Below are 26,608 nucleotides of genomic sequence, written 5' to 3'. Positions count from 1 at the left end.
GTGCAAACACGCCGGTTCGGAGAACAATCAAGTCATGAAACGCTACCTGACGATCGGGTATGGCGCCGCGAGCTATCTGCTGTTCGTGGTGGCCTTTTTGTATGCGGTTGGTTTCGTCGGCGACATCGTGGTGCCGCGCAGCGTGGATCACGGGATCGCCGCTCCGGTGGGCCAGGCGGTCATCGTCAACGTAGTGCTGCTCGGTCTGTTCGCCGTCCAGCACAGTGTGATGGCGCGGCCGGTATTCAAACGCTGGTGGACGCGATTCGTGCCGCAACCGATTGAGCGCAGCACCTACGTGTTGCTGTCAAGCGTTGTGCTGCTCCTGCTCTATTGGCAGTGGCGAACGATGCCGGCGCTCATCTGGGACGTGCGTCAGCCCGTCAGCCGGGTGGCATTGTGGGCGTTGTTCTGGCTCGGCTGGGCGATCGTGTTCGCGTCGACGTTCATGATCAACCATTTCGACCTGTTCGGACTTCGTCAGGTGTATCTGGCATGGCGCGGAAAGCCGTACACCGAGTTGGGTTTTCACACTCACCTGCTCTACCGGCTGGTGCGTCACCCGATAATGCTCGGATTCATTATTGCCTTCTGGGCGGCGCCGACGATGACCGCGGGACATCTGCTGTTCGCGATCGCTACCACGGCCTACATCCTGATCGCCCTACAGCTGGAAGAACATGATCTCGTCGCTTCGCTGGGCAACCAATACCGCGACTACCGCCGCGTCGTGCCGATGCTGATTCCGATACCGCACCGGCACCCAACCGAAACAGTCGGCCAGCACTAACTTTCGAGGACGTCAACCGATGTGCAGCGCGACCACCAGCCATCGCGCTTCCTTGCCGACGCACAGCTGTTCCACGCGGCAGGCGATCGCGTGGATCCGGTCCCCGCGGCGGTAGGTGCCGAAAACTTCGGCGGCGGTGCCGGGGGCATCAGGTCCGACCGGCTGAAGCCGCATGCGACGCAGCGTGGCCACGCCTTCGGGTGGGGTCACTGCCCGGCTGACCGAGAGCACGGAGTCGACCAGGCTGGGCGCCAGCAGCGAGCGCAGCTGGGCTACCGGACGGCGACGGTCGATGACTTCCAGGACTCGGCGCAACGCGGCGTCAGCGAACATCGCCGCCTGGCGCATCGCCACGGACATGACCGCCTCTGCCGAGGCCACCGGTGGCCTGCCGGAAAGTCTCCTTGCCGCACTCGGCGTGTGCGGCCGCGACGGCGCGTGGGATGATTGCCGACATCGCGGGACGTTTCGCGTCGGGGGCTCATAGTCGACCACGGGCATAACGGCGAAGGTGTCGCGGCGGGGGGAGCCCACCATGGGACCAGTGGTCAACGGGCACTCTCCAACTCGAACGATGGAACCAAATCGACAGCTTGGGACGGGAAGGCTGCTGGAGAGTGGCAGACGATTGTTGTTCAGTGTTTTCGGACTGCGGGACATCATTGCACAAGCGAGGCTGGCGTGTTTTCGTCCCCGAAAAGACGATGAATTGACAAGGAGGACAAGGCCGTAATGGTGACCCGGTTGTCCCAGGCGGACGCGTCTTTCTATCGGCTGGAGAACACCGCCACCCCGATGTACGTGGGGGCGCTGTCGATCCTGCGTCGCCCGCGCGCCGGTTTGAGTTACGAGGCGCTGCTGGCCACGGTCGAACAGCGGCTACCGCAGATACCTCGCTACCGACAGAAGGTGCGCGAGGTGAAGATCGGCCTGGCCAGGCCGGTGTGGATCGACGATCCCGACTTCGACATCACCTATCACGTCAGGCGTTCGGCGTTGCCCTCGCCGGGCAGTGACGAGCAACTCCACGAGCTGATCGCCCGGCTGGCGGCACGACCGCTGGACAAATCACGGCCGCTGTGGGAGATGTACCTCGTCGAAGGCCTGGCAAAGAATCGCATCGCTATCTACACCAAGTCGCATCAGGCGTTGATCAACGGCGTGACGGCGCTGGCGATCGGCCACGTCATAGCCGATCGCACCCGCCGTCCACCGGTGTTTCCCGAAGACATCTGGATCCCGGAACGCGACCCCGGCAACACTCGGTTGGTACTGGGCGCCATCGGTGACTGGGCGTTGGGGCCCGGTGCCCAGCTGCAGGCGCTCGGCGCCACAATGGCCGGGCTGGCAACGAACTACGGCCAACTCGTCGAAGCCGGCCGCCGATTTGTCGACGTTGCCCGTACCGTGGCGCGCGGCACCGCGCCCAATAGCCCGCTCAATGCCCCGGTTTCGCGTAATCGGCGGTTCACGGTTGCCAACGGACGGCTCGAGGATTACCGGACGGTGCGGGCGCGCTATGACTGCGACGTCAATGACGTGGTGCTGGCAGTGGTTACCGGCGCGTTGCGTAATTGGCTGCTGTCGCGTGGCGAAGCCGTGGCGCCAACGGCGACGGTGCGGGCGATGGCGCCGCTGTCGGTCTATACCGATGACCAACTCGACTCGGTCGGCCCTGGTCAAGCGATGAGCCAGGTGACGCCGTTCCTGGTTGACCTACCGGTGGGGGAGGGAAACGCCGTGGTGCGGCTCTCCCAGATCGCGCACGCCACCGAGTCGAACCCGACGGCCGCCAGCCTGGTCGACGCCCGGACCATCGTCACGTTGTCAGGTTTTGCGCCAGCCACCTTGCACGCCATGGGTGTCAAGGTCGCCACCAACTTCTCGGCGCGGCAATTCAATCTTTTGATCACCAACGCCCCGGGTGCTCAGTCGCAGATGTACATCGCCGGCACCAAATTGCTGGAGACCTACGCGGTGCCACCGCTGCTGCACAATCAGGCGCTGGCCATCAGCGTGTCGTCGTATAACGGCATGCTGTATTTCGGAATCAATGCCGACCGAGATGCGATGAGTGACGTCGACCTATTGCCGAGTCTATTGACGCAATCATTGGAAGAGCTTCTCGAAGGTTCTCGGTAGTGCGGGGTCAAAACCGCCGCGTGGCGATAACATCCGTTAAGTGACCACGGCGAAGAAAAAGAAATCGAGTGCGCGGGCCGTGCGTAAGATCCCCGACGATGTCTATGAAGACGAATTGTTCCGGCTGCAAACAGAATTCGTCAAGCTCCAGGAGTGGGTGCGGGCTTCCGGTGCGCGCGTCGTAGTCATCTTCGAGGGTCGCGACGCGGCAGGCAAGGGTGGCGCCATCAAGCGCATCACCGAATACCTCAGCCCGCGGATCGCCCATATCGCCGCATTGCCGGTCCCCACCGATCGAGAACGCGGGCAGTGGTACTACCAGCGGTATATCGCACACCTACCCGCCAAGGGTGAGATCGTGTTGTTCGATCGGTCGTGGTACAACCGCGCCGGGATCGAGAAAGTCATGGGATTCTGTACGCCGCAAGAGTATGTGCTGTTTTTGCGGCAGACCCCGATCTTCGAACAGATGCTGATCGACGACGGGATCCTGCTGCGCAAATACTGGTTTTCGGTCTCCGACGCCGAACAGCTGCGCCGGTTCAAGGCCAGGCTCAATGACCCAGTCCGGCAATGGAAACTCAGCCCGATGGACCTGGAATCGGTGTATCGATGGGAGGACTATTCACGAGCCAAGGACGAGATGATGGTGCACACCGATACTCCGAATAGCCCGTGGTACATCGTCGAATCCGATATCAAGAAGCACGCCCGGTTGAATATGATGGCTCACCTGCTATCCACTATCGACTATCACGACGTCGAGAAGCCGGAGGTCAAGTTGCCAGAACGGCCGGTCGTGAGCGGTGACTACAAGCGCCCGCCGCGTGAGTTGTCGACTTACGTCGACGACTATGCGGCCACGTTGATCACATGACGCAGGTCTACATCCCGGCCACCCTGGCCATGCTGCAGCAACTCGTTGCGGACGGATCGCTGTGGCCGGTCAACGGCACCGCGTTCGCGGTCACACCCACCTTGCGGGAGGCCTACGCCGAGGGAGACGACGACGAGCTCGCCGAGGTCGCGCTGCATGAGGCGGCGCTTGCGTCGCTGCGTCTGCTCGCGTCCGACACCGGCGACATGGCGCTACCGCGACGCGCGGTGCTCGCCGCCGAGGTTGACGACATCAAGTACCGCCCCGACCTTGACGACGCCGTCGTCCGATTGGGCGGGCCCGTTGCAATGGATCAGGTCATCGCGGCGTATGTCGACAACGTCGGCGCGGAGCCAGCCGTGACGGCGGCGATCGCGGTTATCGATGCCGCCGACCTTGGTGACGAAGATGCCGAGCTGGTCGTCGGTGACGCCCAGGACCATGACCTGGCCTGGTATGCGAACCAGGAGCTGCCATTCTTACTTGAGCTGCTCTAGCTCGCCCTCTAACTCGCGAATGTGACGCATTCTCGGCATCCGGGGCTAGATACGCAACCGTAAGTTACGGTACCGTAGCTTTACAAATGAGCAAGAAAAATGCGCTTACCGCCAAGGTCGTCGACACCAAACGGCCGACCGTTGTCGGGGCGGACAAGCATCCCGGCTGGCACGCGCTGCGGAAGGTCGCCGCGCGCATCACCACGCCGCTGTTGCCCGACGACTATCTGCACCTGGCCAATCCGCTATGGTCCGCGCGAGAATTGCGGGGCCGCGTTGTCGAGGTCCGCCGCGAGACGGAAGACTCCGCCACCCTGGTCATCAAACCGGGCTGGGGCTTCAGTTTCGACTACCAGCCCGGCCAATACATCGGGATCGGACTGCTGGTCGACGGGCGCTGGCGCTGGCGGTCGTATTCGCTGACATCGAGTCCGGCCGCCCCCATATCCGGGTCCGGTTGGGGTCGTGCGCGCACCGTGACCATCACCGTCAAGGCCATGCCCGAGGGCTTCCTGTCCACCCACCTCGTGGCCGGTGTCGAGCCAGGGACCATCGTGCGGCTGGCCACACCCCAGGGCAATTTCGTGCTGCCCGACCCGGCGCCGCAGTCGATTCTGTTCCTCACCGCAGGGTCGGGGATCACGCCCGTGATGTCGATGCTGCGAACATTGGCGCGCCGCAACCAAATCCATGACATCGCGCACCTGCATTCGGCTCCCACCGAATCCGACGTGATGTTTCGTGCCGAACTGGCCGCGCTGGCCGAGGACCACCCCGGTTATCGGCTGTCGGTACGCCAGACGCGGGTCGAGGGCCGCCTTGACCTGTCCCGGCTGGATTGGGCGGTGCCGGACTGGTGCGAACGGCAGACGTGGGCCTGCGGGCCGGAAGGCATGCTCAACCAGGCCGAGAAAGTCTGGTCGTCGGCCGGCATCGGCGATCGGCTGCACCTAGAGCGGTTTGCGGTCTCCAAGGCGGCACCGGCCGGTGCGGGTGGGACGGTGACGTTCGTCCGAAGCGGCAAGTCCGTCGCCGCGGATGCCGCGACATCGTTGATGGACGCGGGCGAGGGTGCCGGTGTGCAGATGCCCTTCGGTTGCCGGATGGGGATCTGTCAGTCGTGTGTGGTCAGCCTGGTCGACGGCCATGTCCGTGACCTACGAACGGGCAGCGAACATGACCCCGGGACCCGGATCCAGACCTGTGTGTCGGCCGCATCCGGGGATTGCGCCCTCGACATATAAGTTACTCATAGGTAACCTACGGATTCGTAGGTTACGATAGCGTAGGTCATAACCGTACGACGCAGGGGAGAAGACGATGGCGATCACAGACGTCGACGTATTCGCACACCTGACGGACGCAGACATCGAGAACCTGGCCGCCGAGCTGGACGCCATCCGCCAGGATGTTGAAGACTCGCTCGGCGAACGCGACGCCCGCTACATCCGCCGCACCATCGCCGCGCAGCGCGCGCTGGAGGTGAGTGGCCGGCTGCTGCTGGCCGCCAGCTCAAAGCGTTCGGGGTGGTGGGCGGGCGCCGTGACCCTCGGCGTGGCCAAGATCATCGAGAACATGGAGATCGGCCACAACGTCATGCACGGCCAGTGGGACTGGATGAACGACCCGGAGATCCACTCCTCGACCTGGGAGTGGGACATGAGCGGGGCGGCCAAGCACTGGCGCTACACCCACAACTTCGTGCACCACAAGTACACCAACATCTTGGGGATGGACGACGACGTCGGCTACGGCATGCTGCGCGTCACCCGAGACCAGCGCTGGAAGCGCTACAACATCTTAAATTTGGTGTGGAACACCCTGCTCGCGCTCGGTTTCGAGTGGGGAGTTGCTATGCAGCACTTGGAGATTGGCAAGATCGTCAAGGGCCGGCTCGACCGCGACGTGGCCAGGGGCCGGCTGCGGGAGTTTTCCGGCAAGGCCGGTCGCCAGGTGGTCAAGGACTATGTCGCCTTCCCCGCGCTGACCTCGTTGTCACCCGGTGCGAGCTACCGGTCCACCTTGACGGCCAATGCGTTGGCCAATGTGATTCGCAATGTGTGGTCCAACGCGGTGATCTTCTGCGGTCATTTTCCTGATGGTGCCGAGAAGTTCACCAAGACGGACATGGTCGGTGAGACGAAGGGTCAGTGGTACCTGCGGCAGATGTTGGGTAGTGCCAATTTCAATGCCGGGCCTGCGTTGCGGTTTATGAGCGGCAATCTGTGTCATCAGATCGAGCACCATTTGTATCCGGACCTGCCGAGCAATCGGCTTGCTGAGATTTCGGTGCGGGTGCGCGAGGTGTGCGATAAGTACGATCTGCCGTATACCACGGGGTCTTTCTTGGTCCAGTACGGCAAGACCTGGCGGACATTGGCGAAGTTGTCGCTGCCGAATAAGTATTTGCGTGACGGCGCTGACGATGCTCCGGAGACCCGCAGTGAGCGGATGTTCGCTGAGTTGGAGCCGGGTTTCGCGGGCACTGACCCGGCGACGGGACGTCGGCGCGGGCTCAAGACCGCGATCGCCACCGTGCGCGGTTGGCGACGCGACAAGCGCGGCGCCGCTGGAAAGGTAAGCGGCGCCAACGGTCTGGCGGCCTAGCCAGGGCATCTGCCGTTGTTCGAAGAGATCGCCATTGTCGAGCACACGTGTGCCAGAATCCTCGTAGCTACTCGAAGGGAAGACGATGGCAATCACCGACGTCGACGTGTTCGCGCATTTGACCGCCGCCGACATCGAGAACCTGGCCGCCGAGCTAGATGCCATCCGCCAGGATGTTGAAGACTCGCTCGGCGAACGCGACGCCCGCTACATCCGCCACACCATCGCCGCGCAGCGCGCGCTGGAGGTGAGTGGCCGGCTGCTGCTGGCCGCCAGCTCAAAGCGTTCGGGGTGGTGGGCGGGCGCCATGACCCTCGGCGTGGCCAAGATCATCGAGAACATGGAGATCGGCCACAACGTCATGCACGGCCAGTGGGACTGGATGAACGACCCGGAGATCCACTCCTCGACCTGGGAGTGGGACATGCTTTCGACGTCCAGGCACTGGCGACACACACACAATTTCGTGCACCACAAGTACACCAACATCCTCGACATGGACCACGACGTCGGCTACGACATGGTGCGAGTGACGCGAGACCAGCCCTGGAAGCGGCGCAACGCCTTCAATCTGCTGATTAACACGTTGCTGGCTATCACCTTTGAGTTGGGAATTGCGTTGCGGCACTTGGAGGTCCACGAAGTAGTGGTCAAACGCGGGGCCGAGCGCGAAGCGGCTCGGGCTCGGCTGCGCGAGTTTTCCGGCAAGGCCGGTCGTCAGCTGTTCAAGGACTATGTCGCCTTCCCGGCGCTGACTTCCCTGTCACCTGGTGCTAGTTACACCTCGACGCTCAAGGCCAATGCGTTGGCCAATGTGATTCGCAATGTGTGGTCCAACGCGGTGATCTTCTGCGGTCATTTTCCTGATGGTGCCGAGAAGTTCACCAAGACGGACATGGTCGGTGAGACGAAGGGTCAGTGGTACCTGCGGCAGATGTTGGGTAGTGCCAATTTCAATGCCGGGCCTGCGTTGCGGTTTATGAGCGGCAATCTGTGTCATCAGATCGAGCACCATTTGTATCCGGACCTGCCGAGCAATCGGCTTGCTGAGATTTCGGTGCGGGTGCGCGAGGTGTGCGATAAGTACGATCTGCCGTATACCACGGGGTCTTTCTTGGTCCAGTACGGCAAGACCTGGCGGACATTGGCGAAGTTGTCGCTGCCGAATAAGTATTTGCGTGACGGCGCTGACGATGCTCCGGAGACCCGCAGTGAGCGGATGTTCGCTGAGTTGGAGCCGGGTTTCGCGGGCACTGACCCGGCGACGGGACGTCGGCGCGGGCTCAAGACCGCGATCGCCACCGTGCGCGGTTGGCGACGCGACAAGCNCACGGGGTCTTTCTTGGTCCAGTACGGCAAGACCTGGCGGACATTGGCGAAGTTGTCGCTGCCGAATAAGTATTTGCGTGACGGCGCTGACGATGCTCCGGAGACCCGCAGTGAGCGGATGTTCGCTGAGTTGGAGCCGGGTTTCGCGGGCACTGACCCGGCGACGGGACGTCGGCGCGGGCTCAAGACCGCGATCGCCACCGTGCGCGGTTGGCGACGCGACAAGCATGCCGCGGCTGGAACCGCCGCGACGAGCTAGCGGCCTAGCGGGCGATCCGTCCGGCGTGCGCTCACTGCGAAATCCAGGCCGTTTTTTCGCGGTGCGTGCACGTTCGGCCCTGCCAGAGCTAGAGCCGCTCGACGATGGTCGCGTTGGCCATGCCGCCGCCTTCGCACATCGTCTGCAGCCCATAGCGGCCCCCGCGTTGCTGCAGCGCGTTGACCAGCGTGGTCATTATGCGGGCGCCGCTGGCGCCCAGCGGGTGGCCGATCGCGATGGCGCCGCCGTTGACGTTGGTTCGGGCCAGATCGGCGCCGGTGTCGCGCGCCCAGGCGACCACGACGGGTGCAAACGCCTCATTGACCTCGAACAGGTCGATATCGGCTAGTGTCAGGCCGGCACGTTGTAGAGCTTTTGCGGTGGCCGGGACGACTCCGGTCAGCATGTACAGCGGGTCGGAGCCCACCACCGTTGTGGTGTGGATGCGCGCCGGTGGCCGCAGGCCCAGCTTCTTGGCGACCTCGCTGCTGGTGATCATGCCCGCGGCGCTGCCGTCGGATAGGGGCGAGGAGTTACCCGCCGTGATCTCCCAATTGATCTGTGGGAAGCGGGCTTTCATCGTCTCGTTGTAAAACGCGGGTGGCAACGCGGCCAGTGTTTCGACCGTCGTGCCGGGCCGAATGATCTCGTCGGTGGCAAGCCCGGCTATCGGGACGAGTTCGTTGTCGAACAGTCCGTCCTTGGTGGCTCGGGCGGCCTTGTCATGGCTTGCCGCGGAGAACTCGTCGAGCTGGGTGCGCGTCAAGCCCCACCGCGCGGCAATCAGCTCGGCGCTGATTCCTTGTGGCACCAAGCCATCGGGATAGCGCCGCGTCATGTCCTCGCCGAACGGGTTGCTGCCCGGCAGCACCGACGAGCCCATCGGAACGCGACCCATCGACTCCACACCCGCGGCCACCACGATGTCGTAGGCCCCGGCGAGGACGCCCTGGGCGGCGAAACTGATGGCTTGTTGGCTGCTGCCGCACTGGCGGTCCACGGTGGTTCCGGGGACCGACTCCGGGAAACCGGCTCCGAGCAAGGCGTTACGGGCGATGTTGACGGCCTGGTCGCCGACCTGGGTGACGGCGCCGGCGATCACGTCGTCGATCTGGGCCGGGTCCACGCCGGTCCGGTTGACAAGTTCGCGCAGGCTGTGGGCCAGCAGGTCGGCCGGCAGCACGTCGTGCAGCGCGCCGCCGGCCTTGCCCTTGCCAATGGGGGTGCGGACAGCGCCGACGATGACGGCGTCACGGGACATGGCTCCTCCTCGAAGCTAAGTATCGATCGCTATACCCAGCTATAACATCTGGGTATACTAAACGCAACCCAGATGGGGAGGTGATTTACGTGACACTGCTGCAGGGCCCACTCGCTGACCGGGACGCTTGGTCGGCGATCGGGGAGTGCGCGATCGAGAGGACCATGGCGGTCGTCGGCACCAAATCCGCGATGCTCATCATGCGCGAGGCCTACTACGGCACAACCCGTTTCGACGACTTCGCCCGCCGGGTGGGCATCACCAAGGCCGCCACGTCCGCCCGGCTGGCCGAACTGGTCGACATCGGCCTGCTGCGGCGCCAGCCCTACCGAGAGCCCGGGCAGCGTGGCCGTGACGAGTACGTGCTCACCGACGCCGGCATTGCGTTCATGCCGGTGGTCTGGGCGATGTTCCAGTGGGGGCAGCGGCACCTGCCGGGCCGCGACCGGCTCCGGCTGACTCATCTGGGCTGCGGCGCCGACGCGGAGGTCCAAATGCGCTGCGCCGAAGGGCACCTGGTGCCACCCGACGAACTCGGCATGCGGTTGGTGTCTCGGTCTGGCCGTCGCGAGGGTGCGTAAACGTACGCGTTTAGCGGCGTGTCGGTGTACAGACACGCACCCTCGCGGGCCGTCAGGTCTCCCTGAGCGTCGCGAGTAGCCGCCGGGTGGCGGCCACGCGCCGCGCAGCCGTTCCGGACAGGGAGTCCAGCGCACATTCGGGGTCGGCCGGCGGTCCCATGTGTCCGCAGCCGCGCGGACAGTCCTGGGTCGCCTCGGCGAGGTCGGAGAACGCCAGCAGCACGTCGTCGGGCTGGATATGGGCCAGCCCGAACGAGCGGATCCCCGGAGTGTCGATCACCCAGCCCCCCGAGTCCAATGGCAGCGCGACCGACTGCGTCGAAGTGTGCCGCCCCCGCCCGATAACGGTGACCTCGCCGACCGCCCGATCGGCTTCGGGCACAAGACGATTCACCAACGTCGACTTGCCGACCCCGGAATGCCCGAGCAACACGGTGGTCTTGCCGTCGAGGAGGTCCGCCACCGCGAGCAGGGGATCGTCCACACCCGCGGCGATCACCGTCAGGTTCAGGTCCACGAACTGCTCGGCGAACGGTTCGGGTGGGGCCAGGTCGGTCTTGGTCAGGCACAGAATGGGTGTCAGTCCACCGGCGTAGGCGGCGATCAAAGCGCGATCGACCAGGCCGGTGCGTGGCGGCGGGTCGGCAAGGGCCACCACGATCAGCAGTTGGTCTGCGTTGGCGACCACCACGCGTTCAGTGGGGTCAGTGTCATCGGCGGTGCGCCGCAACACCGTTCGTCGCTGGCCCCGCCGCACGATGCGGGCCAGAGTGTCCGGGCGTCCGGACAGGTCGCCGACGATGTTGACGTCGTCGCCGACGACGATCGGGGTGCGGCCGAGTTCGCGTGCCCGCATCGCGGTGACCCGGCGAGCCGGGTCGCCGCCAAGCACGCAGCCCCACCGGCCGCGGTCGACGCTGACCACCATGGCGGCCTCGGCGTCGGCGTGTTCGGGACGGGTTTTGGTCCGGGGTCGTGAACCTCGACCGGAGCGGATCTTGACGTCGGACTCGTCATAGTCGCCCGGTCTCAACCCGACCCCCGGACCATCTCGGCCCATAGCTTCGGGAACTCCGGCAGTGTCTTGGTGGTGGCGGCGATGTCGTCGACCTGGACTCCGGCGACCCGTAGCCCGACGATCGCGCCGGCCATCGCCATCCGGTGATCGGCGTACGCCCGCCAAATGCCGGGCCGCAGGGGTGTCGCCGTGATGACCAGACCGTCGGAGGTCTCCTGGCAGTCGCCACCCAGTCGGTTGATCTCGGCGCTTAGCGCGGCGAGCCGGTCGGTTTCGTGGCCGCGTAGATGGGCGATGCCGCTCAGCCGTGATATCGATCCCGGAGCGGCCAGCGCCGCCAGCGCCGCGACCGATGGCGTGAGCTCCCCGACGGCGCGCAGGTCGACCTCGAATCCGCCATAGCCGGCCGGGCCGCACACTTCGAGGAACGAACCATTTTGGGTGACAACGGCATTCAAGCTTCGCAGGATGCCCAGGATGTGCTCGGCCGGCTGCACGCTGACCCTCGGCCAGCCGGCGATGCGTACGGTACCGGCGGTGACCACGGCGGCCGCCAGGAATGCCACCGCGTTGGTCAGGTCGGGTTCGACTTCCCAGCGGCGGGCGGCGACCGAGCCGGGCCGCACCTGCCAACGGTTGGGCGCCGAGTCGTTGACGTCGACGCCGGCTTGGCGCAGCATGGCCACGGTCATCGCGATGTGCGGCGCGGACGGCAGGGTTGGACCGGTGTGGTGCACGGTCAGGCCCTCGGTGAACGATGCCCCGGACAACAGCAAGCCCGACACGAATTGTGACGACGCCGACGCGTCGATGGCCACGGTGCCCCCGGTGACGGATCCGCTGCCCTGGACTCGGAATGGCAGACCGGCTCCGTCGACGAGGACGCCGAGACCGCGCAACGCGTCCAGCAGCGGTGCGATTGGGCGGCCGCGAGCTTGTTCGTCGCCGTCGAAGGTGACGGGCATGGCGCTCAGCGCTGCCAGCGGCGGAACGAAACGCAACACGGTGCCGGCCAGGCCGCAGTCCACTCGGGCGTCGGAGGCGGGTTCAATTCGGCCGCTGACGGTCAGTTCGCAACCATCGCCATCGACGCGCAAGCCCAGGGTTCTCAGCGCCCCGATCATCAGGTCGGTGTCCCGGCTGCGCAGCGCACCGGCAATGGTTGCGGAGCCTTGGCCCTGTGCGGCCGCCAGCGCAGCCAGCACCAGCGCGCGGTTGGTCTGGGATTTCGAGCCAGGAACGGTCACGGTCGCGTCCACGGGAATGGACGCGAAGGGGGCCGGCCACGTGCTGCTCACTGCTTCATCCTGCCGTGTCGGCGGGTGTCATGTGCACCAGGCACCATGGAGGAATGTGCGGACGCTTTGCAGTCACCACCGACCCCGCCTTGCTGGCCGAGAAAATAAGGGCGATCGACGAGACCACCGATTCCGATGCCGCGGAGCCCAATTACAACGTGGCTCCCACCGACACGGTTGCGACCGTGGTGACTCGTCACAGCGAGCCCGACGATGAACCCACCCGCCGGGTACGGCTCATGCGCTGGGGGTTGATTCCCCAGTGGACCAAGCCCGGTCCCGACGGCGCGCCGGACACCAAAGGCCCGCTGCTGATCAACGCCCGTGCCGACAAGGTCGCAACCTCGCCGGCATTCCGGAATTCGGCGCAGCGCAAGCGCTGCCTGGTACCGATGGATGGTTGGTACGAATGGCGAGCCAATGCCGATTCGGCTAAGAAGGCCGCCAAGGCACCGTTTTTCATCCACCGCGACGACGGCGGCCTGGTGTGCCTCGCCGGGCTCTGGACGGTCTGGAAGCCCGCCAAAGCTGCGAAACCCCTGCTGAGCTGCACGATCATCACGACCGACGCGGTCGGCGAGCTTGCCAAGATCCACGACCGGATGCCGCTGATGCTGGCCGAAAAGGACTGGGATGCGTGGCTGAATCCCGATGCCCCGCTAGACCCGGAGCTGTTGATCCGCCCGCCGGATGTGCGTGACATCGAGCTGCGTCAGGTGTCGACATTGGTCAACAGAGTGGGCAACAACGGACCCGAGCTCCTGGAGCCGGCCGAACCGCAGCCCGAACAGATCACGCTCTTGTAGGTCATGGACGAATCAAGGGCATGACGATGTGGTCGAGGATGTCGTCGATGGTCTGGTCTGCAATCGGCGCGCCGCGCAACAGATAGTGGTGGCTGAGCATGGTGGGGGCCACTGCGATCAGTTGAGGCGTCAGCGCCTGCGGTCGCGCCTGGCCGCGCGTGACGGCACGCTCCAGCACGGCGGCGATCAGCCGATTGCGCTGATCGGTCAGGCGTTCTCGAGCGGCTTGTGTGGCTTTGGGGTCGGCGAGGGTTTCGGTGATCAGCCCACGGGCTGCCTCACCGTACGGACCGGCAAGGCGATCTGCGGCGGCGCGTAGCACCAGGAAAAGATCCGTGCGGACATCGCCGGTGTCGGGTGTCATGCCCGGGTCGTTAGCGCTGGCGTGATGAATTGTGGCGGCAACCAGATCTGCGCGGGTGGGCCAGCGACGGTAGATGGTGGCCTTGCTGGTGTGCGCGCGTTTAGCGACGCGGTCGATGGACACGCCCAGGTAACCGTTCTCGGCGAGCTCCGCGAGCGTCGCATCATGGATGGCGTCGATAAGCACCTGGTTTCTGCGACGCGGTAACCGGCGATGGTCCAGGCGTGGCGTTGTCGGCTGCACGCGCTCGGCGGTCAAATCCGTACCTCTCTTTTCGCGTCATTCGTGCTTGCCATCTCAGGTAGCCTATCGCAGAATAGAGAACTATCAGTTCTCTATTGAAGGGCGCAGCATGACCCGACCGGTCGAGATCGACTCCGGGGCCTTGTCGCCGCCAAGCACGGCGGAACGGCAATCGATGGCCCGTGAGCACTTCAAACTTCTGGGCGATTTGTTGGACCAACAGACGTTTCGGCACATCAGCACGCTCGGCATTGCATCCGGCTGGCGTTGCTGGGAGGCCGGAGCAGGCGGTATCACCGTGCCCAGTTGGCTGGCCCAGCAGGTCGGATCCACCGGATATGTGCTGGCGACCGACATCGATACCGCCGCGCTCGATGCGGTCCCGGATCGGTCCTTCGACGTGCGACGACATGACTTGACCGTCGACGCACCTCCTGCGGACGGCCTCGACCTGGCCCATGCCCGACTGGTGCTCGAACACCTCCCCGAGCCCGCGGCCGCGCTGACGACGCTGGTCGCTGGGCTTCGCCCCGGAGGCTGGCTGCTGCTGGAGAGCTCCGATCCGAAATTGCAGCCGCTGGCTTGTCCTGACGAGATCGAACCCAGGCATGCGTTGGCCAACAAGCTCCGCGGCGCGGTGTGGCAGCTCATGGCCGAAGGCACTGATCTCAGTTTGGGGCGGACGTTACCTCGCCTCCTACGGGCAGCCGGTCTGACCGACGTGAACGCGCGGGTCGCATTCAACCTGGGCGGTTCGGGTGCCCGACACATGCAACACGCCCTGATCACACGAGCAAGGCCGGCGCTGATCGCGGCAGGCTTAGCGACTGCCGAAGAGATCGATCGGCACGGTGCCGATCTTTTCGCAACCGACCTCGATGTTGCGGTGTTCCCCGTCGTCTCCGCGTGGGCACGCAAGCCACCGCGGGCAGAAACCATGGGCATACGAAGGGATAGATCGTGAATCGCTACGCGCTACGGGTCCTGTATGAGCTGCTGTCTCGCGTCGGGCTGAACCCGTCGCTGCGCTCCGCCGACGTCCCCGATACCTGGCTTGTGCAGTTCGTGGAAGGGCCCGATCGGCTCGAACCGGGCCGGGCCCTCGACCTCGGCTGCGGCGCCGGACGAAACACCCGCTACTTCGCCAGCCATGGATGGGACGTGATCGGCATCGACATGCTCGACCGTGCTATCGACAAAGCCCGTTCCTGCACGGTCGACACCGCGGGCAACGCGTGGTTCTTACAAGGCGACGTGACCAGGTTAGGTGAGCTCGACATCGGCGACGGCTTCAACCTGATCATCGACAGCGGTTGCTATTACGGTCTGTCCGGCGATCAGCGCGACGCCTATGCTGCCGGAGTCACCCGCGTCGCTGCCCCCGAAGCCCGGTTGCTCATGGCCGGTTTCACGAGAATCCCAGGCATTGTCGCCGGCATCAGCGAAGAGGATCTCGCGCGGCGCTTTCCCGGCTGGCAACTACGTACCAGCGCCCAGGTTCCGGCACTCGAACTGCTGCGTCACACCCATATCCCGTTTCCCCTCAAGGTCGCGATGCGGACCGGTCGCCTCGAGATCCACCGGTTTGAGCTGTCCAAAGTGGCGTAGTCCTAGCGGCTATCCAGCGGTGGACATGGCTACGGCTGCATGTACCCCGGCGGGTTGACTTCTTCCACCCACAGGTCGACACCAAGCTTCGATCCGGGCACACAGTCGTAGACCGACAGGTCGGTAACACCGGAATCCACCAGCACGTCCTCGCAGAGCACGGAGTTACCGGTGTACTCGCGCGAGTTCTTGTTGAGGATGACGTAGGCCGCGTCGGCATAGACCTCCGGCTTGCGGGCCCGCGCCATCGCCTCGTCACCGCCGAGCAGGTTCTGCACCGCGGCGGTGGCTACCAGGGTGCGCGGCCACAAGGTGTTGGACGCGATGCCCTCGTCGCGCATCTCCTCGGCGATCCCGAGCGCACACAACGTCATGCCGAACTTGGCCATCATGTAAGCCGTTGGCTTCAGCCACTTCTTGTCCAGCAACACCGGCGGCGAGAGCGTCAGGATGTGCGGGTTTTCCCGGCCCTTCAGGTGCGGGATACAGGCCTGCGACACCGCGTACGTGCCGCGCACCTGAATGCCGTTCATCAGGTCGAAGCGCTTCATCGGCACGTCCGTGATGGACCCCAGGTTGATCGCCGACGCGTTGTTGACGCAGATGTCGATGCCGCCGAATTGTTCGACGGTCTGGGCCACTGCGGACGCCACGGAATCCGGGTCGCGGACGTCCCCGACGATCGGCAGGGCCTGACCGCCGGCTTCTTCGAGTTCCTTAGCAGCGGTGTACACCGTGCCCGGCAGCTTGGGGTGCGGTTCCGCGGTCTTGGCGATCAGGGCGACATTGGCGCCGTCCTGTGCGGCGCGTTTGGCGATCGCAAGGCCGATACCGCGACTGGCGCCAGAGATGAACATGGTTTTGCCGTTGAGGGACATGGCGTCACAGTAACGCAGTGGGCCCCGGAAATAGCGCGCTGGTTAATGCCGTTGATTGGGGCGGTTTCTACTGTCGGTACCAGCCTCTAGATTGGGAGGAGGGGTCAGGTGTCTCGGGTGTTAATGACTAGCCTGCTCGAGCAGCCGTTGGCGTCTCGTGACACCGCAACCGAAGGGACCGGGTTTATCAAGATGGCCGACATCGATGGTGTGCCAGGGTCGGAGATTCCCGAGCCTGCGCCGCCCGAGGAAACGGACGAGGAACTGACGGCGCGTTTCGAACGCGACGCGATCCCGCTGTTGGACCAGTTGTACGGCGGCGCGCTGCGCATGACTCGGAATCCCGCCGACGCCGAGGACCTGGTGCAGGAAACGATGGTCAAGGCCTATGCGGGATTCCGATCATTCCGGGAAGGCACGAACCTCAAGGCGTGGCTGTACCGGATCCTCACCAACACCTACATCAACGGCTATCGCAAGAAGCAGCGGCAGCCGGCGGAGTATCCGACCGAGGAGATCACCGACTGGCAACTGGCGTCCAACGCCGAGCATTCTTCGAGCGGGCTGCGCTCGGCCGAGGTAGAAGCCCTTGAGGCGTTGCCGGACACCGAGATCAAAGAGGCGCTGCAGGCGCTGCCGGAAGAGTTCCGCATGGCGGTTTACTACGCCGACGTCGAAGGTTTCCCCTATAAAGAGATTGCCGAGATCATGGAAACCCCGATCGGGACCGTGATGTCGAGGCTGCATCGTGGCCGGCGCCAGCTGCGTGGTCTGTTGGCGGATGTGGCCAAGGAGCGGGGCTTTGTCCGTGGCGAGCAGACGCATGAGGAGGTGTCGTCATGAGCGAGTTTTCTGGCCCATCCGACACTTGCCCGGACGGCGGCGAGTCACTCGACTACTACGGGTGTGAGCAGGTCATCGCCGAGGTCTGGACCCTGCTCGACGGTGAATGCACCCCGGAGACTCGCGAGAGGCTGCGCCGCCACCTCGAGGCATGTCCCGGCTGTCTCAAGCATTACGGCCTCGAGGAGCGCATCAAGGCGTTGATCGCAACCAAGTGCCAAGGCGAAAAGGCTCCCGAGGGCCTAAGGGAACGTCTCCGGATGGAAATCCGCCGGACCACAATTATCCGACGCGGGCAGTAAGCTGCCCGCGCTAGGCGTTGGGCCGCTTGCCGTGGTTGGCTTTGCTGTACTTGCGGTCGCGCTTCTTGCGGCCACGCTTGGCCATCTCGGAACCTCCGTAGTTCGTCAAATGCAGGGCAGCTAACGTGCGCCCGATTGTTGCCCAGTGTCTCATGCGACCCGTGGTAGGGCTCCGGTAGCCCGCATGCCGCGGTCCCGAGCGATCTTATGGTTCGATATACATGTCCTGATTGACGCCCGATGAAGCTGCCGTCAGCATGCGTAATGGCCGAAACGAGTGGGGTGAAGATGTCCGAGGATGTTCGAGCCGAGATCGTGGCCAGCGTGCTCGAAGTCGTTGTCAACGAAGGCGACCAAATCGCCAAGGGTGACACCGTGGTCCTGCTGGAGTCGATGAAGATGGAGATTCCCGTCCTGGCCGAAGTCGCCGGAACCGTCAGTAAGGTGAGCGTCTCGGTGGGCGATGTCATTCAGGCCGGCGACCTTATCGCCGTGATCAGCTAGCCGTTGGACCTTTCATACCTGCATGTCCACTCTCGGTAACCTGCTGGCCGAACACACGGTCCTGCCCGGAAACGCGGTCGACCATTTGCATGCGGTGGTCGGGGAGTGGCAGTTGCTTGCCGATCTATCGTTCGCCGATTACTTGATGTGGGTTCGTCGAGACGACGGCGTCCTGGTGTGCGTGGCGCAATGCCGTCCGAACACCGCGCCGACTGTGCTGCAGACCGATGCGGTGGGCAGCGTGGTCTCCGCCGACCGGCTGCCGCTGGTGGCCGAGACCTTTGCCTCCGGCACCGCACGGCAGGAAAGTGATGCGGGCCAAGACCATTCGCGGCAACTGCCCGGCCCGAACGTTGAGTCCTCGCCGGTGCGATTTCGCGACCAGGTGGTGGCGGTTCTGACGCAGCACCAAACCGACCTGGCGGCCCGTCGCAGTTCGGGCGGCCTGGAGACGGCCTACCGGCATACCGCCACAGACCTTCTGCACATGCTGGCGGAGGGCACCTTCCCCGACGTCGGGGACGTGGCCATGTCGCGGTCCACCCCGCGGGCAGGCGATGGCTTCATCCGCCTCGATGTCAGCGGTGTTGTCGCGTATGCCAGCCCTAACGCGCTGTCGGCCTACCACCGGATGGGCCTGACCAGCGAGTTGGAGGGCCACAATTTCATCAGAGTCACCCGGCCGCTGATCTCGGACCCGTTCGAGGCACAGGAGGTGGCCGAGCATGTGCTGGACTTGCTTGCGGGCGGGGCGAGCATGCGGATGGAGGTCGATGCCGGCGACGCCACCGTGCTGCTGCGGACGCTGCCGCTGGTGGTGCATGGGCGCAACGCTGGTGCCGCGATATTGATCCGCGATGTCACCGAGGTGAAGCGCCGGGACCGCGCCCTGATATCGAAGGACGCCACCATTCGCGAAATCCATCACCGGGTGAAGAACAACCTGCAAACGGTAGCCGCGCTGCTCCGGCTGCAGGCTCGACGCACAGCCAACGCCGAAGGACGGGAGGCGCTGATCGAGTCGGTTCGCCGGGTCTCGTCGATCGCGTTGGTCCACGACGCGTTATCGATGTCGGTGGACGAACAAGTGAACCTCGACGAGGTCATCGACCGAATCCTGCCGATCATGAACGACGTGGCGTCGGTGGACACGCCGATTCGGATCAACCGAGTGGGGGACCTCGGTGTGCTGGATTCCGACCGGGCGACGGCTCTGATCATGGTGATCACCGAACTCGTGCAGAATGCGATCGAGCATGCGTTCGACCCAACAGCCGAAGAGGGATCGGTGACGATTCGCGCCGAACGATCGGCACGCTGGCTCGATGTCGTCGTGCACGACGACGGGCGTGGATTACCAGATGGATTCAGCCTGGAGAAGTCCGACAGCCTGGGGCTGCAGATTGTTCGAACCTTGGTATCTGCCGAGCTGGATGGTTCGCTGGGGATGCGCGAAGCCCCCAATCGCGGCACCGATGTGGTGCTGCGGGTACCGATTGGTCGCCGGGGGCGGTTGGTGTTGTAGTGGCGCACACAGCAGTGCGGCCCCGACGTTGGTCGGGGCCGCACTATTCGGAGACCGTCTTTCAGACTCCGCTTCGGGCCTTTGTCCGGGCGTTGCGGCGCTTAAGCGCGCGCCGCTCATCTTCGCTCATGCCGCCCCAGACACCCGAGTCCTGGCCGGTATTCAGAGCCCAGCTGAGACATTCCGTGGTCACCGGACACCGATTACAGACCAGTTTCGCGTCAGCGATCTGCGCAAGAGCCGGGCCGCTGTTCCCAACCGGGAAGAACAGTTCCGGATCCTCGTCACGGCAGACCGCCTTGTGGCGCCAATCCATTAGCAGTTACTCCTCACTATGTGCGCAGCAGTGCGCACGGGCGATTTTTCTTGGCGGTTAACGCGTGCACAAGAAAGGCTTCCGTACCTCTACATATCTCTGCATGCAACCTTTTGATCGTTTCACAGGCCCAACAGATGTCAATAGCGTTACGTGAGCGCGTGGGCTATCTCACTTTGACGCTCTGTCACCAAACCCCTCACTCCGTTCTACTACACTATGGGTCCTTTGTGCCCAACATTTGCGTCGCAACCTTGTCACATCTTTGATTGCCGCAGGTCAGGCTTATTTTTTGCGGGCGGGGCCACCACCGCCAATACATCCGGAACCGCGCGGAAGGTCATGGTTTTGCGCACGCCGAGGTAATCCCCATCAAACTGACAGGCCGCGGGCTCCCCAGTGCTGGTGATCGTCAGGTATGGGACATCGTCCTCGGTGATGAGTTGCTTGAAGTTGAACTTCGGCCGTTTTGCGAACATCTGCCGGACAATCCGCAGGGTGGGGATCGTCTTCATGGTCGTGGGGGCGAAGACGCCCAAACCAGATTCGAAGGTGCAGTCGGGATTGGTCCAGACCGGCCGCTTGTTTGCGTAGGTCCACGGACTGGCGTTGGACACGAAGATGAAGCTCACACCCGTAATCGGCTCACGATTGGGAAGTTCCAGCTTAAGGGTGGGTTCGCGGCGCGTGTAGCCCCACACAGCGGGCACCGCAGCCCGGATATAGCGCCAGGCCGTGACTTTGCCGCCCTTGTCGCGTTCGGCCTCCACCGCGGCTACCACTTCGGCGTCGACGCCCATTCCGGTGTTGAACACGGCCCAGCGCTCACCGCAGTCGATCAGCCCGATTCGACGCCATTGCTGGTGGCGGTGGTAATCATCGAGCAACTGGATGAGCTGGTTAGTGGCGGCGATAGGGTCGGGTGATATTCCCAAAACCCTGGCCAACACGTTCGCCGAGCCGCCCGGGACGATCGCGACTGCCGGCACAGGTCCGACCGGAGTCGTGCCGGGGCTGCCCAGCATGCCATTGACGACTCCGCTCACCGTGCCGTCGCCGCCATGCACGACAACCAGGTCAACACCGTCCGCAACAGCTGACTGGCCGAGTTCAGCGCCGTGACCGCGGTGTTTGGTGTGTTCGATGGTGAGCTGAAGGCGGCTCTTGAGCGCGTGCGCGACCAGGTCCCGAGCCGCCGGTGTGATGGTAGTGGCGGTTGGGTTGACGATCAGGACGGCGCGCATGAGCCATGAGCCTATGCCGTGCGACGATGCGCGCCGCGTAGCGGCGCGAGGAGGAGCGCGGCAATTCAGCCTGGCCGTGCGACGATGCGCGCCGCGTAGCGGCGCGAGGAGGAGCGCGGCAAGCCGCGCAGCGACGAGGGGGTGAGCTGCGCGATCGGGCCGGGCATCGAGTGTGTACTGGCGGCCCTGAGTGTGCTTGTAGGGTGGGGGTTTCGCGATTTGGTCGCCCTAGCGGCACACTCAAAGCCTTCAGCTCACACTCGACGCCGTCAGATCGCGACGGTCTGCATGACTACGCTGACCCTGTGACTGTTCGCACCCCGACAACCGTGCGTGGAGCCGGACTGATCGTCGTGGTTCAGGGTGCGGCGGCGCTGGTAATCGCTGCGGTGTTGGTGGTGCGCGGACTCGCGGGCGCCGACCAGCGCATAGTCAACGGGCTGGGAACCGCAGGCTGGTTTGTGTTGGTCGGCGGCGGGGTGCTGGCCGGAGGATGCGCATTGCTAGCCGGCAGGCGCTGGGGCCGCGGGCTAGCGGTGTTCGCTCAGCTTCTGTTGCTGCCGGTGGCGTGGTATCTGACAGTGGGCTCGCATCAGCTGGCGATTGGCATACCCGTGGGGATCGTGGCGCTTTCCGCGCTGGCATTGCTCTTCAGTCCGCCGTCCTTGCGCTGGGCCGCCGGGGGCGATCAGCGTGGTTCGGCCAATGCCGCCAATCGTGGGCCGGATAGCCGATAGGTAGTCCACTCGCGCTGCGGCTGCCCGCCGATCTCCTCGTAGAGCGCGATGGCACCCGAATTCCAGTTCAGGACCGCCCACGCCAACCGTGTGTAACCATTGTCCACGCATTCCCTGGCCAGCGTCGCAAGTAGTGCACGGGCCAGACCGCGGCGCCGAAACTTCGGCCGCACGTAGAGGTCTTCCAGGTAGATGCCCGCGACGCCGTCCCACGTGGAAAAGTTGGGAAACCACAGCGCCATCGCGGCGACTTGGCCCTCAACCTCGACGACGTGTCCTTGCACTGTGGGCGAATTGCCGAAAAGGGCTGCCGATATTTGGGTTTCGGTGACAGTGCATTGGTCGGCAGCGTGCTCGAATTCGGCGAGTTCGTGGATCATGGCCGTAATTTCTGCGCTGTCTTTTGGTGTAGCTCGGCGGACGTTCTCGGTCATGAGCACCGGCCCTCCTCGTCGCTTCGTTCCCCGCAAGCGGGTGGGACCTCCCACTTGTGGGAGCGCGCCCCCACTGCATCGTGGCCGGCGCGGGTCACTGTTCGACTCCCAACGCGGTCAATATCGTGGCGAATTTCGTTGTGGTTTCGTCGACTTCGTTGTCGGGATCGGATTCGGCGACAATGCCGCCGCCGGCGCGCGCGAACGCGCTGCGGCGGTCGGCCGATAATTGTGCGCAGCGGATCGACACCACCCAACGGCCGTCGCCCCGCGCATCGCACCAACCCACGGCACCGGCATAGAAGCCGCGGTCTCCTTCGAGTGCAGCGATGAGTTCGGCGGCTGCGTTGGTCGGAACTCCTCCTACCGCAGGGGTGGGGTGCAGCGCCAACGCCAGATCGATTGCGGTAGTTGAAGTGTCGCGTAGCCGGCCATTGATTGGTGTGCATAGGTGCCAAACTGCGGCGGTGCGGCTCAACTGCGGCTCGGATGCGATCGTGAGGTCCTCGCACAGTGGCTCGAGGGCTGCGCGCATCGTGTCGATGACCAATTGGTGCTCGTGGCGGTCTTTGGCCGAAGCGGCCAGCGCGGCCCCGTTGGCGGCGTCGACGTCGGGCTCTTCGGCACGCGGGGCTGAGCCGGCGAATGGCTGACATACGACTCGATCGCCGAACCGCGCAACCAGAAGTTCTGGAGTGGCGCCCACCAGAGCCGCCCCCGTGTAGTTGTCACCGGCGGGGGTCAGGTCGACGAGGTAGCCATAGGCCGTCGGGTCGGCTGTAACCAGCCGGCGCAGGATGACGCGGCCGTCCAGCCGTGTGTCGGCGGCTAGCTGTAATGCTCGGGCCAGCACCACCTTGCGCAGCGAGTTGCCCGGCGCGGCAAGCTGATCCCGTGCGCGGCTGATCTGGGAGCGATAGTCGGCAAGTGACGGGATGGCGGCGCCAATGCGCACGACGGGCAACGGGACGATCGGCCAATCGGGCAGCGCTTCGAGGTGCCGCACCGCCGTGGGCACCATCAACGCGGCTGGCCTGCTTACGTCAAAAGGAAGCGCACCCAATAACATTGGTGCTTCTCCGGAGACCAGTGCGGCTTGCGCCGCGCGCAGATCGCAGTAGTGCGTCCGTACCCCGTCGGCAACGAGAGCGCCTCCCGGCCCGCACAGAACGAACGGCGGCTCGTTGCCTATCAATTGACCGGATGACCGGTCAAACCGAGCACACAGAGCTGGCGCACCCCATGCTCGAACCCGCAAATTGCAATCGAGGCAGTAGCCATGCCGAAGCGGCTGCCCTCGACTAGCGGCAGCTCGACCCAACGCGTGATCACCGCGCGGGAGAAGTGGCCATGGCTGACAAACAACACGTCGCGCGACGCCATCTGCCCCAGCGCCAAAGCGACCGCGCGATCGGCGCGATCGCTGACCTGCGAAACGCTTTCGCCGCCCGGGCATCCATGCGTCCACACCAGCCAATCAGGTTCCGATTCCTGGATCTGCGGGGTCGTCAGGCCTTCGTAGGAACCGTAATCCCACTCGGCGAGCAAGGGAGATACTTCGTCGACGGCTAGCCCAGCCAACTCGGCGGTGACCAAGGATCGTTTACGCGGGCTGCTGATCACCACCGGGTCATCAAGGTTGAGTTGAGCCAGCGCCTGCCCGGCCAGCTTGGCCTGTGCGCGGCCAGCTTCGGTCAGCTCTATATCAGTGCGACCGGTGTGCTGGCCAGATCTTGACCACTCGGTCTCGCCGTGGCGAAGCAGCAGCAGTCGGTGGTTATGCACGCCCATGCCGACAGATTCTGCCCGAGACACGCCGGAGCCTTGCCGGGCCCCGCTGCCCGGACCATGTGGTGGCGAGCATGCCAGGATGGGCTCTGTGCCCGGCGGCGACGATGCAGAGCGTAGCGATGAGCAGGAGCCGGCGCTTGTGCCCGGCGGCGACGATGCAGAGCGTAGCGATGAGCAGGAGCCGCGCTTGTGCCCGGCGGCGACGATGCAGAGCGTAGCGATGAGGAGGAGCGGCGCTTGTGACTGACACGAGGATACTGGCGGTGGCCAACCAGAAGGGTGGGGTGGCCAAGACGACGACGGTTGCCTCGCTGGGTGCGGCGATGGTGGATAAGGGACGGCGAGTGCTGCTCGTCGATCTGGACCCGCAGGGTTGCTTGACCTTCTCCCTTGGCCAAGATCCCGACAAACTGCCGGTGTCGGTCCATGAGGTGCTACTCGGTGAGGTCGAACCCAACGCCGCGTTGGTCACGACGGCCGAGGGAATGACGCTGCTGCCGGCCAACATTGACCTGGCCGGCGCCGAGGCGATGCTGCTGATGCGCGCCGGCCGGGAGTACGCCCTCAAACGCGCGCTGGCCAAGCTCGACGACGAGTTCGACGTGGTCATCATCGACTGCCCGCCGTCGCTGGGTGTGCTCACCCTTAACGGCCTGACTGCCGCCGACGAGGTGATCGTGCCGTTGCAGTGCGAGACGCTGGCGCACCGCGGCGTCGGCCAATTCCTGCGCACGGTCGCCGATGTCCAGCAGATCACCAATCCGAAGCTGCGGCTGTTGGGTGCGCTGCCGACGCTGTATGACTCCCGGACCACCCATACGCGCGACGTGCTACTTGACGTTGCCGACCGGTACGAGCTGCCGGTCCTGGCCCCGCCTATCCCGCGCACGGTGCGCTTCGCCGAGGCCAGCGCTTCGGGTTCGTCGGTCCTGGCGGGACGCAAGAACAAAGGCGCGGTGGCCTACCGCGAGTTGGCACAGGCGCTGCTCAAACACTGGAAGCCCGGCAAGCCGCTGCCCACGTTCGCGGTGGAGCTGTAGCGGCGCGAGCAGACACAGAATCGCACAAAGGCACGCGGCTTTGTGCGATTCTGTGGCTGCTCGCCGAGGTAAGTCAGCCCAGAACCACCACGGTGTCGCCGCGTTGTTCGATCACCCTTGAGCCCGAGACGGTCGGGATGACCGCCGAGGCATTCGGCTGCCGATTCACCGGGATGTAGCGATTGTTTGCCCCGGTGACCGGGTCATAGACGCCGATCGCGCCAGTCACCGGCACGAGCAGCTGACCGGCCATCATCACACCCGGACCCAAGGGGGCAGTCGTCTCGCCCGCGACGATGGTGTAGCGCTGGGTCGGGTTGGCCGCGTCGAAAACCATCAACGCATCGCCGGTCCACCAGGTCACCAGGTTTCCGGTCTGTGACACCACCGCCGATGGCGACGGCGGCTTGGCCAGCAGTGTGCTCGACACTGTGGTGCCGGAATCGTCGATCACGTCGACTCGGGGCGGGGCGCCGGATTCTCCAGGCAGGTACCCCGCGGGGTTGTTCTGCGAGACGACCAGCACGCGCGCCCCCGAACCCGGCCGGACGCCGGGTTCCGCCACAAACTGCTGCTGGGGTTCGTCTTCTTCCTTACCCGGGCGCAGCAGGACGAGTCGCAGGTCGGCCTGGTTTCCACAGGCCTCGAGCACCGATACGGCCGACGAGCTGGCGCTCGCCGACTCCAGCGTGCATCCGGAATGCAGGCCACGGTTTGAGGGTTTCACCCGTGCGTCGACCTCGCCGTAGGACAACATCCGGACCATGTCCGAACGCCATAGTTCTAAGCGGGTCTTGCCGGCAGACAACACCGTCGTTCCGTCGGTGGAGAGGCGGACGCGCGGATCGGCGTAGCTGCTGCGGGCGGGGCCTCGACGGCCGGTGGACCCATCGATCGTGCTGACCTGACCGCATCCCCGATCATCCTGATAGACCGCGACGGCGTAGCGGTAGATCCAGGTCACCCCGCACAGGTCGGTGTCACGGGCGTAGCTCCACAGCGACGCACCGGTGGCCGGGTCGCGCCCTTCCACCTGGCGACCGTTCGCTGTGACCACCGTCCCGCCCACCGCCACGGGTGCCCGGGTGGCGGGGCTGGAAGCGGTCCACAGCTGCTGCAGTGTGGCCGGGACTTCCCGGGCTGGGGCTGGATTCGGTGCCGGAACGGCGGCCGGTCGGCTGACGGTGGCCCGGGCATCGCTGGTCCACCAGATCAGCGCCGCCACCGCGGCCACGACGACCGCGATCGTCGCGGCGGCCACGATATCGGTCTTGGTGCGGCGTTCGGGTTTGACCATGCGTGAGCGCGGCTGGG

General features: G+C 64.7%; 30 protein-coding genes. 17 read left to right on the top strand and 13 right to left on the bottom strand.

Annotated elements, in window-relative coordinates; all coding sequences use genetic code 11:
- The first annotated feature begins 34 nt into the window (after positions 1 to 34).
- Positions 35 to 790: a methanethiol S-methyltransferase gene (gene mddA, locus MSIMFI_RS09340; RefSeq protein ID WP_191497000.1), complete on the top strand. Its 756-nt coding sequence runs from the start codon at positions 35 to 37 to the stop codon at positions 788 to 790.
- A gap of 12 nt (positions 791 to 802) precedes the next feature.
- Here the strand turns inward: mddA and MSIMFI_RS29225 are convergent, their stop codons facing one another.
- Positions 803 to 1,342 carry an Rv3235 family protein gene (locus tag MSIMFI_RS29225; protein ID WP_191496999.1) on the bottom strand — a complete coding sequence of 180 codons (540 nt, stop codon included), beginning with the start codon at positions 1,340 to 1,342 and terminating at the stop codon, positions 803 to 805.
- Positions 1,343 to 1,522: 180 nt separating this feature from the next.
- Between MSIMFI_RS29225 and MSIMFI_RS09330 the strand changes: the two genes are divergently transcribed.
- The 6 genes from MSIMFI_RS09330 (at position 1,523) to MSIMFI_RS09305 (ending at position 8,501) form a co-directional block, all read left to right on the top strand.
- Positions 1,523 to 2,932, top strand: a complete 1,410-nt coding sequence (locus MSIMFI_RS09330) for a WS/DGAT/MGAT family O-acyltransferase (RefSeq protein ID WP_191496998.1) — start codon at positions 1,523 to 1,525, stop codon at positions 2,930 to 2,932.
- A gap of 40 nt (positions 2,933 to 2,972) precedes the next feature.
- A complete protein-coding gene (gene ppk2 / locus MSIMFI_RS09325; protein ID WP_191496997.1) occupies positions 2,973 to 3,809 on the top strand; it encodes a polyphosphate kinase 2 in 837 nt (278 codons plus the stop codon).
- Positions 3,806 to 4,306, top strand: coding sequence for a DUF6912 family protein (locus MSIMFI_RS09320; protein ID WP_186241988.1), 501 nt, complete (start codon positions 3,806 to 3,808; stop codon positions 4,304 to 4,306). Before ppk2 ends, MSIMFI_RS09320 begins: the two co-directional genes overlap by 4 nt.
- An 86-nt stretch (positions 4,307 to 4,392) precedes the next feature.
- On the top strand, positions 4,393 to 5,550 hold the full coding sequence (locus tag MSIMFI_RS09315; protein ID WP_191496996.1) for a ferredoxin reductase: 1,158 nt from the start codon (positions 4,393 to 4,395) through the stop codon (positions 5,548 to 5,550).
- Between the two features lie 76 nt (positions 5,551 to 5,626).
- Positions 5,627 to 6,913, top strand: a complete 1,287-nt coding sequence (locus MSIMFI_RS09310; protein ID WP_191496995.1) for a fatty acid desaturase family protein — start codon at positions 5,627 to 5,629, stop codon at positions 6,911 to 6,913.
- A gap of 85 nt (positions 6,914 to 6,998) precedes the next feature.
- Positions 6,999 to 8,501 carry a fatty acid desaturase family protein gene (locus MSIMFI_RS09305; protein ID WP_318187385.1) on the top strand — a complete coding sequence of 501 codons (1,503 nt, stop codon included), beginning with the start codon at positions 6,999 to 7,001 and terminating at the stop codon, positions 8,499 to 8,501.
- Positions 8,502 to 8,589: 88 nt separating this feature from the next.
- Here MSIMFI_RS09305 and MSIMFI_RS09295 read toward each other — a convergent pair whose 3' ends face one another.
- Positions 8,590 to 9,762 carry a thiolase family protein gene (locus MSIMFI_RS09295; RefSeq protein WP_191496994.1) on the bottom strand — a complete coding sequence of 391 codons (1,173 nt, stop codon included), beginning with the start codon at positions 9,760 to 9,762 and terminating at the stop codon, positions 8,590 to 8,592.
- Positions 9,763 to 9,851: 89 nt separating this feature from the next.
- On the opposite strand from MSIMFI_RS09295, the gene MSIMFI_RS09290 reads away from it, so the two are divergent.
- Entirely contained in the window at positions 9,852 to 10,343 is a 492-nt protein-coding gene (locus tag MSIMFI_RS09290; RefSeq protein WP_191496993.1) for a winged helix-turn-helix transcriptional regulator, read from the top strand.
- 52 nt (positions 10,344 to 10,395) lie between these two features.
- Here the strand turns inward: MSIMFI_RS09290 and rsgA are convergent, their stop codons facing one another.
- Positions 10,396 to 11,376, bottom strand: a complete 981-nt coding sequence (gene rsgA / locus MSIMFI_RS09285; RefSeq protein ID WP_191496992.1) for a ribosome small subunit-dependent GTPase A — start codon at positions 11,374 to 11,376, stop codon at positions 10,396 to 10,398.
- Positions 11,373 to 12,659, bottom strand: a complete 1,287-nt coding sequence (gene aroA / locus MSIMFI_RS09280) for a 3-phosphoshikimate 1-carboxyvinyltransferase (protein ID WP_191496991.1) — start codon at positions 12,657 to 12,659, stop codon at positions 11,373 to 11,375. The genes rsgA and aroA overlap by 4 nt, the downstream gene beginning before the upstream one ends.
- 53 nt (positions 12,660 to 12,712) lie before the next feature.
- Here aroA and MSIMFI_RS09275 point away from each other — a divergent pair, with 53 nt between their 5' ends.
- Positions 12,713 to 13,465, top strand: coding sequence for an SOS response-associated peptidase (locus tag MSIMFI_RS09275; RefSeq protein ID WP_191496990.1), 753 nt, complete (start codon positions 12,713 to 12,715; stop codon positions 13,463 to 13,465).
- Position 13,466: 1 nt separating this feature from the next.
- On the opposite strand, the gene MSIMFI_RS09270 is transcribed toward MSIMFI_RS09275, so the two are convergent.
- Positions 13,467 to 14,087: a TetR/AcrR family transcriptional regulator gene (locus MSIMFI_RS09270; RefSeq protein ID WP_191496989.1), complete on the bottom strand. Its 621-nt coding sequence runs from the start codon at positions 14,085 to 14,087 to the stop codon at positions 13,467 to 13,469.
- A 94-nt stretch (positions 14,088 to 14,181) separates the two neighbouring features.
- Between MSIMFI_RS09270 and MSIMFI_RS09265 the strand changes: the two genes are divergently transcribed.
- Positions 14,182 to 15,036 carry a class I SAM-dependent methyltransferase gene (locus MSIMFI_RS09265; RefSeq protein WP_191496988.1) on the top strand — a complete coding sequence of 285 codons (855 nt, stop codon included), beginning with the start codon at positions 14,182 to 14,184 and terminating at the stop codon, positions 15,034 to 15,036.
- Positions 15,033 to 15,680, top strand: coding sequence for a class I SAM-dependent methyltransferase (locus tag MSIMFI_RS09260; protein WP_191496987.1), 648 nt, complete (start codon positions 15,033 to 15,035; stop codon positions 15,678 to 15,680). Before MSIMFI_RS09265 ends, MSIMFI_RS09260 begins: the two co-directional genes overlap by 4 nt.
- A gap of 29 nt (positions 15,681 to 15,709) precedes the next feature.
- Here the strand turns inward: MSIMFI_RS09260 and MSIMFI_RS09255 are convergent, their stop codons facing one another.
- Positions 15,710 to 16,558, bottom strand: a complete 849-nt coding sequence (locus MSIMFI_RS09255; protein WP_191496986.1) for an SDR family oxidoreductase — start codon at positions 16,556 to 16,558, stop codon at positions 15,710 to 15,712.
- A 192-nt stretch (positions 16,559 to 16,750) separates the two neighbouring features.
- Here MSIMFI_RS09255 and MSIMFI_RS09250 point away from each other — a divergent pair, with 192 nt between their 5' ends.
- Together MSIMFI_RS09250 and rsrA are read left to right on the top strand one after the other, a co-directional pair.
- Positions 16,751 to 17,401: a sigma-70 family RNA polymerase sigma factor gene (locus tag MSIMFI_RS09250; RefSeq protein WP_186245612.1), complete on the top strand. Its 651-nt coding sequence runs from the start codon at positions 16,751 to 16,753 to the stop codon at positions 17,399 to 17,401.
- Positions 17,398 to 17,703: a mycothiol system anti-sigma-R factor gene (gene rsrA, locus MSIMFI_RS09245; RefSeq protein ID WP_186242001.1), complete on the top strand. Its 306-nt coding sequence runs from the start codon at positions 17,398 to 17,400 to the stop codon at positions 17,701 to 17,703. Before MSIMFI_RS09250 ends, rsrA begins: the two co-directional genes overlap by 4 nt.
- A gap of 10 nt (positions 17,704 to 17,713) precedes the next feature.
- On the opposite strand, the gene MSIMFI_RS29605 is transcribed toward rsrA, so the two are convergent.
- Positions 17,714 to 17,788 (bottom strand): 50S ribosomal protein bL37, encoded by a 75-nt coding sequence (locus MSIMFI_RS29605; RefSeq protein ID WP_089025046.1) that lies wholly within the window; start codon positions 17,786 to 17,788, stop codon positions 17,714 to 17,716.
- A 203-nt stretch (positions 17,789 to 17,991) separates the two neighbouring features.
- On the opposite strand from MSIMFI_RS29605, the gene MSIMFI_RS09235 reads away from it, so the two are divergent.
- Positions 17,992 to 18,207 carry a biotin/lipoyl-binding carrier protein gene (locus MSIMFI_RS09235; protein WP_186245613.1) on the top strand — a complete coding sequence of 72 codons (216 nt, stop codon included), beginning with the start codon at positions 17,992 to 17,994 and terminating at the stop codon, positions 18,205 to 18,207.
- A 22-nt stretch (positions 18,208 to 18,229) separates the two neighbouring features.
- Entirely contained in the window at positions 18,230 to 19,732 is a 1,503-nt protein-coding gene (locus MSIMFI_RS09230) for a sensor histidine kinase (RefSeq protein WP_191496985.1), read from the top strand.
- Positions 19,733 to 19,793: 61 nt separating this feature from the next.
- Here the strand turns inward: MSIMFI_RS09230 and whiB1 are convergent, their stop codons facing one another.
- Together whiB1 and MSIMFI_RS09220 are read right to left on the bottom strand one after the other, a co-directional pair.
- Positions 19,794 to 20,048, bottom strand: coding sequence for a transcriptional regulator WhiB1 (gene whiB1 / locus MSIMFI_RS09225; protein ID WP_023371700.1), 255 nt, complete (start codon positions 20,046 to 20,048; stop codon positions 19,794 to 19,796).
- A 257-nt stretch (positions 20,049 to 20,305) separates the two neighbouring features.
- On the bottom strand, positions 20,306 to 21,292 hold the full coding sequence (locus tag MSIMFI_RS09220) for a diacylglycerol/lipid kinase family protein (RefSeq protein ID WP_191496984.1): 987 nt from the start codon (positions 21,290 to 21,292) through the stop codon (positions 20,306 to 20,308).
- A 305-nt stretch (positions 21,293 to 21,597) separates the two neighbouring features.
- On the opposite strand from MSIMFI_RS09220, the gene MSIMFI_RS09215 reads away from it, so the two are divergent.
- The gene (locus tag MSIMFI_RS09215; protein WP_191496983.1) at positions 21,598 to 22,029 is read left to right on the top strand and encodes a hypothetical protein; all 432 of its coding nucleotides are present in this window, start codon (positions 21,598 to 21,600) and stop codon (positions 22,027 to 22,029) included.
- Here MSIMFI_RS09215 and MSIMFI_RS09210 read toward each other — a convergent pair.
- The 3 genes from MSIMFI_RS09210 to MSIMFI_RS09200 all read right to left on the bottom strand — a co-directional run bounded on the left by MSIMFI_RS09210 (position 21,981) and on the right by MSIMFI_RS09200 (position 24,254).
- Positions 21,981 to 22,463, bottom strand: a complete 483-nt coding sequence (locus MSIMFI_RS09210; RefSeq protein WP_191496982.1) for a GNAT family N-acetyltransferase — start codon at positions 22,461 to 22,463, stop codon at positions 21,981 to 21,983. The two genes, MSIMFI_RS09215 and MSIMFI_RS09210, sit on opposite strands and share 49 nt — an antisense overlap.
- Before the next feature lie 94 nt (positions 22,464 to 22,557).
- A complete protein-coding gene (locus tag MSIMFI_RS09205) occupies positions 22,558 to 23,658 on the bottom strand; it encodes an isochorismate synthase (protein ID WP_191496981.1) in 1,101 nt (366 codons plus the stop codon).
- Complete coding sequence (locus tag MSIMFI_RS09200; protein WP_191496980.1) at positions 23,655 to 24,254, bottom strand: acid phosphatase; 600 nt, start codon at positions 24,252 to 24,254, stop codon at positions 23,655 to 23,657. Before MSIMFI_RS09200 ends, MSIMFI_RS09205 begins: the two co-directional genes overlap by 4 nt.
- A gap of 239 nt (positions 24,255 to 24,493) precedes the next feature.
- Here MSIMFI_RS09200 and MSIMFI_RS09195 point away from each other — a divergent pair, with 239 nt between their 5' ends.
- Positions 24,494 to 25,294 (top strand): ParA family protein, encoded by an 801-nt coding sequence (locus tag MSIMFI_RS09195; RefSeq protein WP_191496979.1) that lies wholly within the window; start codon positions 24,494 to 24,496, stop codon positions 25,292 to 25,294.
- 73 nt (positions 25,295 to 25,367) lie between these two features.
- Here the strand turns inward: MSIMFI_RS09195 and MSIMFI_RS09190 are convergent, their stop codons facing one another.
- Complete coding sequence (locus tag MSIMFI_RS09190) at positions 25,368 to 26,591, bottom strand: Rv3212 family protein (protein ID WP_191496978.1); 1,224 nt, start codon at positions 26,589 to 26,591, stop codon at positions 25,368 to 25,370.
- Between the last annotated feature and the right edge of the window lie 17 nt (positions 26,592 to 26,608).

Origin of the sequence: Mycobacterium simulans (genome assembly GCF_900232995.1) — a bacterium.
GTDB classification, from domain to species: domain Bacteria; phylum Actinomycetota; class Actinomycetes; order Mycobacteriales; family Mycobacteriaceae; genus Mycobacterium; species Mycobacterium simulans.
The sequence above is the reverse complement of the archived record's forward strand: the minus strand, read 5'-3'. Positions and strand labels throughout refer to the sequence as shown.

Excerpts from the sequence above, each read along its gene's own strand:
- mddA (WP_191497000.1), top strand. The coding sequence starts at position 35 with ATGAAACGCTACCTGACGATCGGGTATGGCGCCGCGAGCTATCTGCTG.
- MSIMFI_RS09330 (WP_191496998.1), top strand. The coding sequence starts at position 1,523 with ATGGTGACCCGGTTGTCCCAGGCGGACGCGTCTTTCTATCGGCTGGAG.
- MSIMFI_RS09320 (WP_186241988.1), top strand. The coding sequence starts at position 3,806 with ATGACGCAGGTCTACATCCCGGCCACCCTGGCCATGCTGCAGCAACTC.
- MSIMFI_RS09315 (WP_191496996.1), top strand. The coding sequence starts at position 4,393 with ATGAGCAAGAAAAATGCGCTTACCGCCAAGGTCGTCGACACCAAACGG.
- MSIMFI_RS09310 (WP_191496995.1), top strand. The coding sequence starts at position 5,627 with ATGGCGATCACAGACGTCGACGTATTCGCACACCTGACGGACGCAGAC.
- MSIMFI_RS09295 (WP_191496994.1), bottom strand. The coding sequence starts at position 9,762 with ATGTCCCGTGACGCCGTCATCGTCGGCGCTGTCCGCACCCCCATTGGC.
- MSIMFI_RS09275 (WP_191496990.1), top strand. The coding sequence starts at position 12,713 with ATGTGCGGACGCTTTGCAGTCACCACCGACCCCGCCTTGCTGGCCGAG.
- MSIMFI_RS09265 (WP_191496988.1), top strand. The coding sequence starts at position 14,182 with ATGACCCGACCGGTCGAGATCGACTCCGGGGCCTTGTCGCCGCCAAGC.
- MSIMFI_RS09255 (WP_191496986.1), bottom strand. The coding sequence starts at position 16,558 with ATGTCCCTCAACGGCAAAACCATGTTCATCTCTGGCGCCAGTCGCGGT.
- MSIMFI_RS09250 (WP_186245612.1), top strand. The coding sequence starts at position 16,751 with ATGGCCGACATCGATGGTGTGCCAGGGTCGGAGATTCCCGAGCCTGCG.
- rsrA (WP_186242001.1), top strand. The coding sequence starts at position 17,398 with ATGAGCGAGTTTTCTGGCCCATCCGACACTTGCCCGGACGGCGGCGAG.
- MSIMFI_RS09235 (WP_186245613.1), top strand. The coding sequence starts at position 17,992 with ATGTCCGAGGATGTTCGAGCCGAGATCGTGGCCAGCGTGCTCGAAGTC.
- MSIMFI_RS09230 (WP_191496985.1), top strand. The coding sequence starts at position 18,230 with ATGTCCACTCTCGGTAACCTGCTGGCCGAACACACGGTCCTGCCCGGA.
- whiB1 (WP_023371700.1), bottom strand. The coding sequence starts at position 20,048 with ATGGATTGGCGCCACAAGGCGGTCTGCCGTGACGAGGATCCGGAACTG.
- MSIMFI_RS09220 (WP_191496984.1), bottom strand. The coding sequence starts at position 21,292 with ATGCGCGCCGTCCTGATCGTCAACCCAACCGCCACTACCATCACACCG.
- MSIMFI_RS09210 (WP_191496982.1), bottom strand. The coding sequence starts at position 22,463 with ATGACCGAGAACGTCCGCCGAGCTACACCAAAAGACAGCGCAGAAATT.
- MSIMFI_RS09200 (WP_191496980.1), bottom strand. The coding sequence starts at position 24,254 with ATGGGCGTGCATAACCACCGACTGCTGCTGCTTCGCCACGGCGAGACC.
- MSIMFI_RS09190 (WP_191496978.1), bottom strand. The coding sequence starts at position 26,591 with ATGGTCAAACCCGAACGCCGCACCAAGACCGATATCGTGGCCGCCGCG.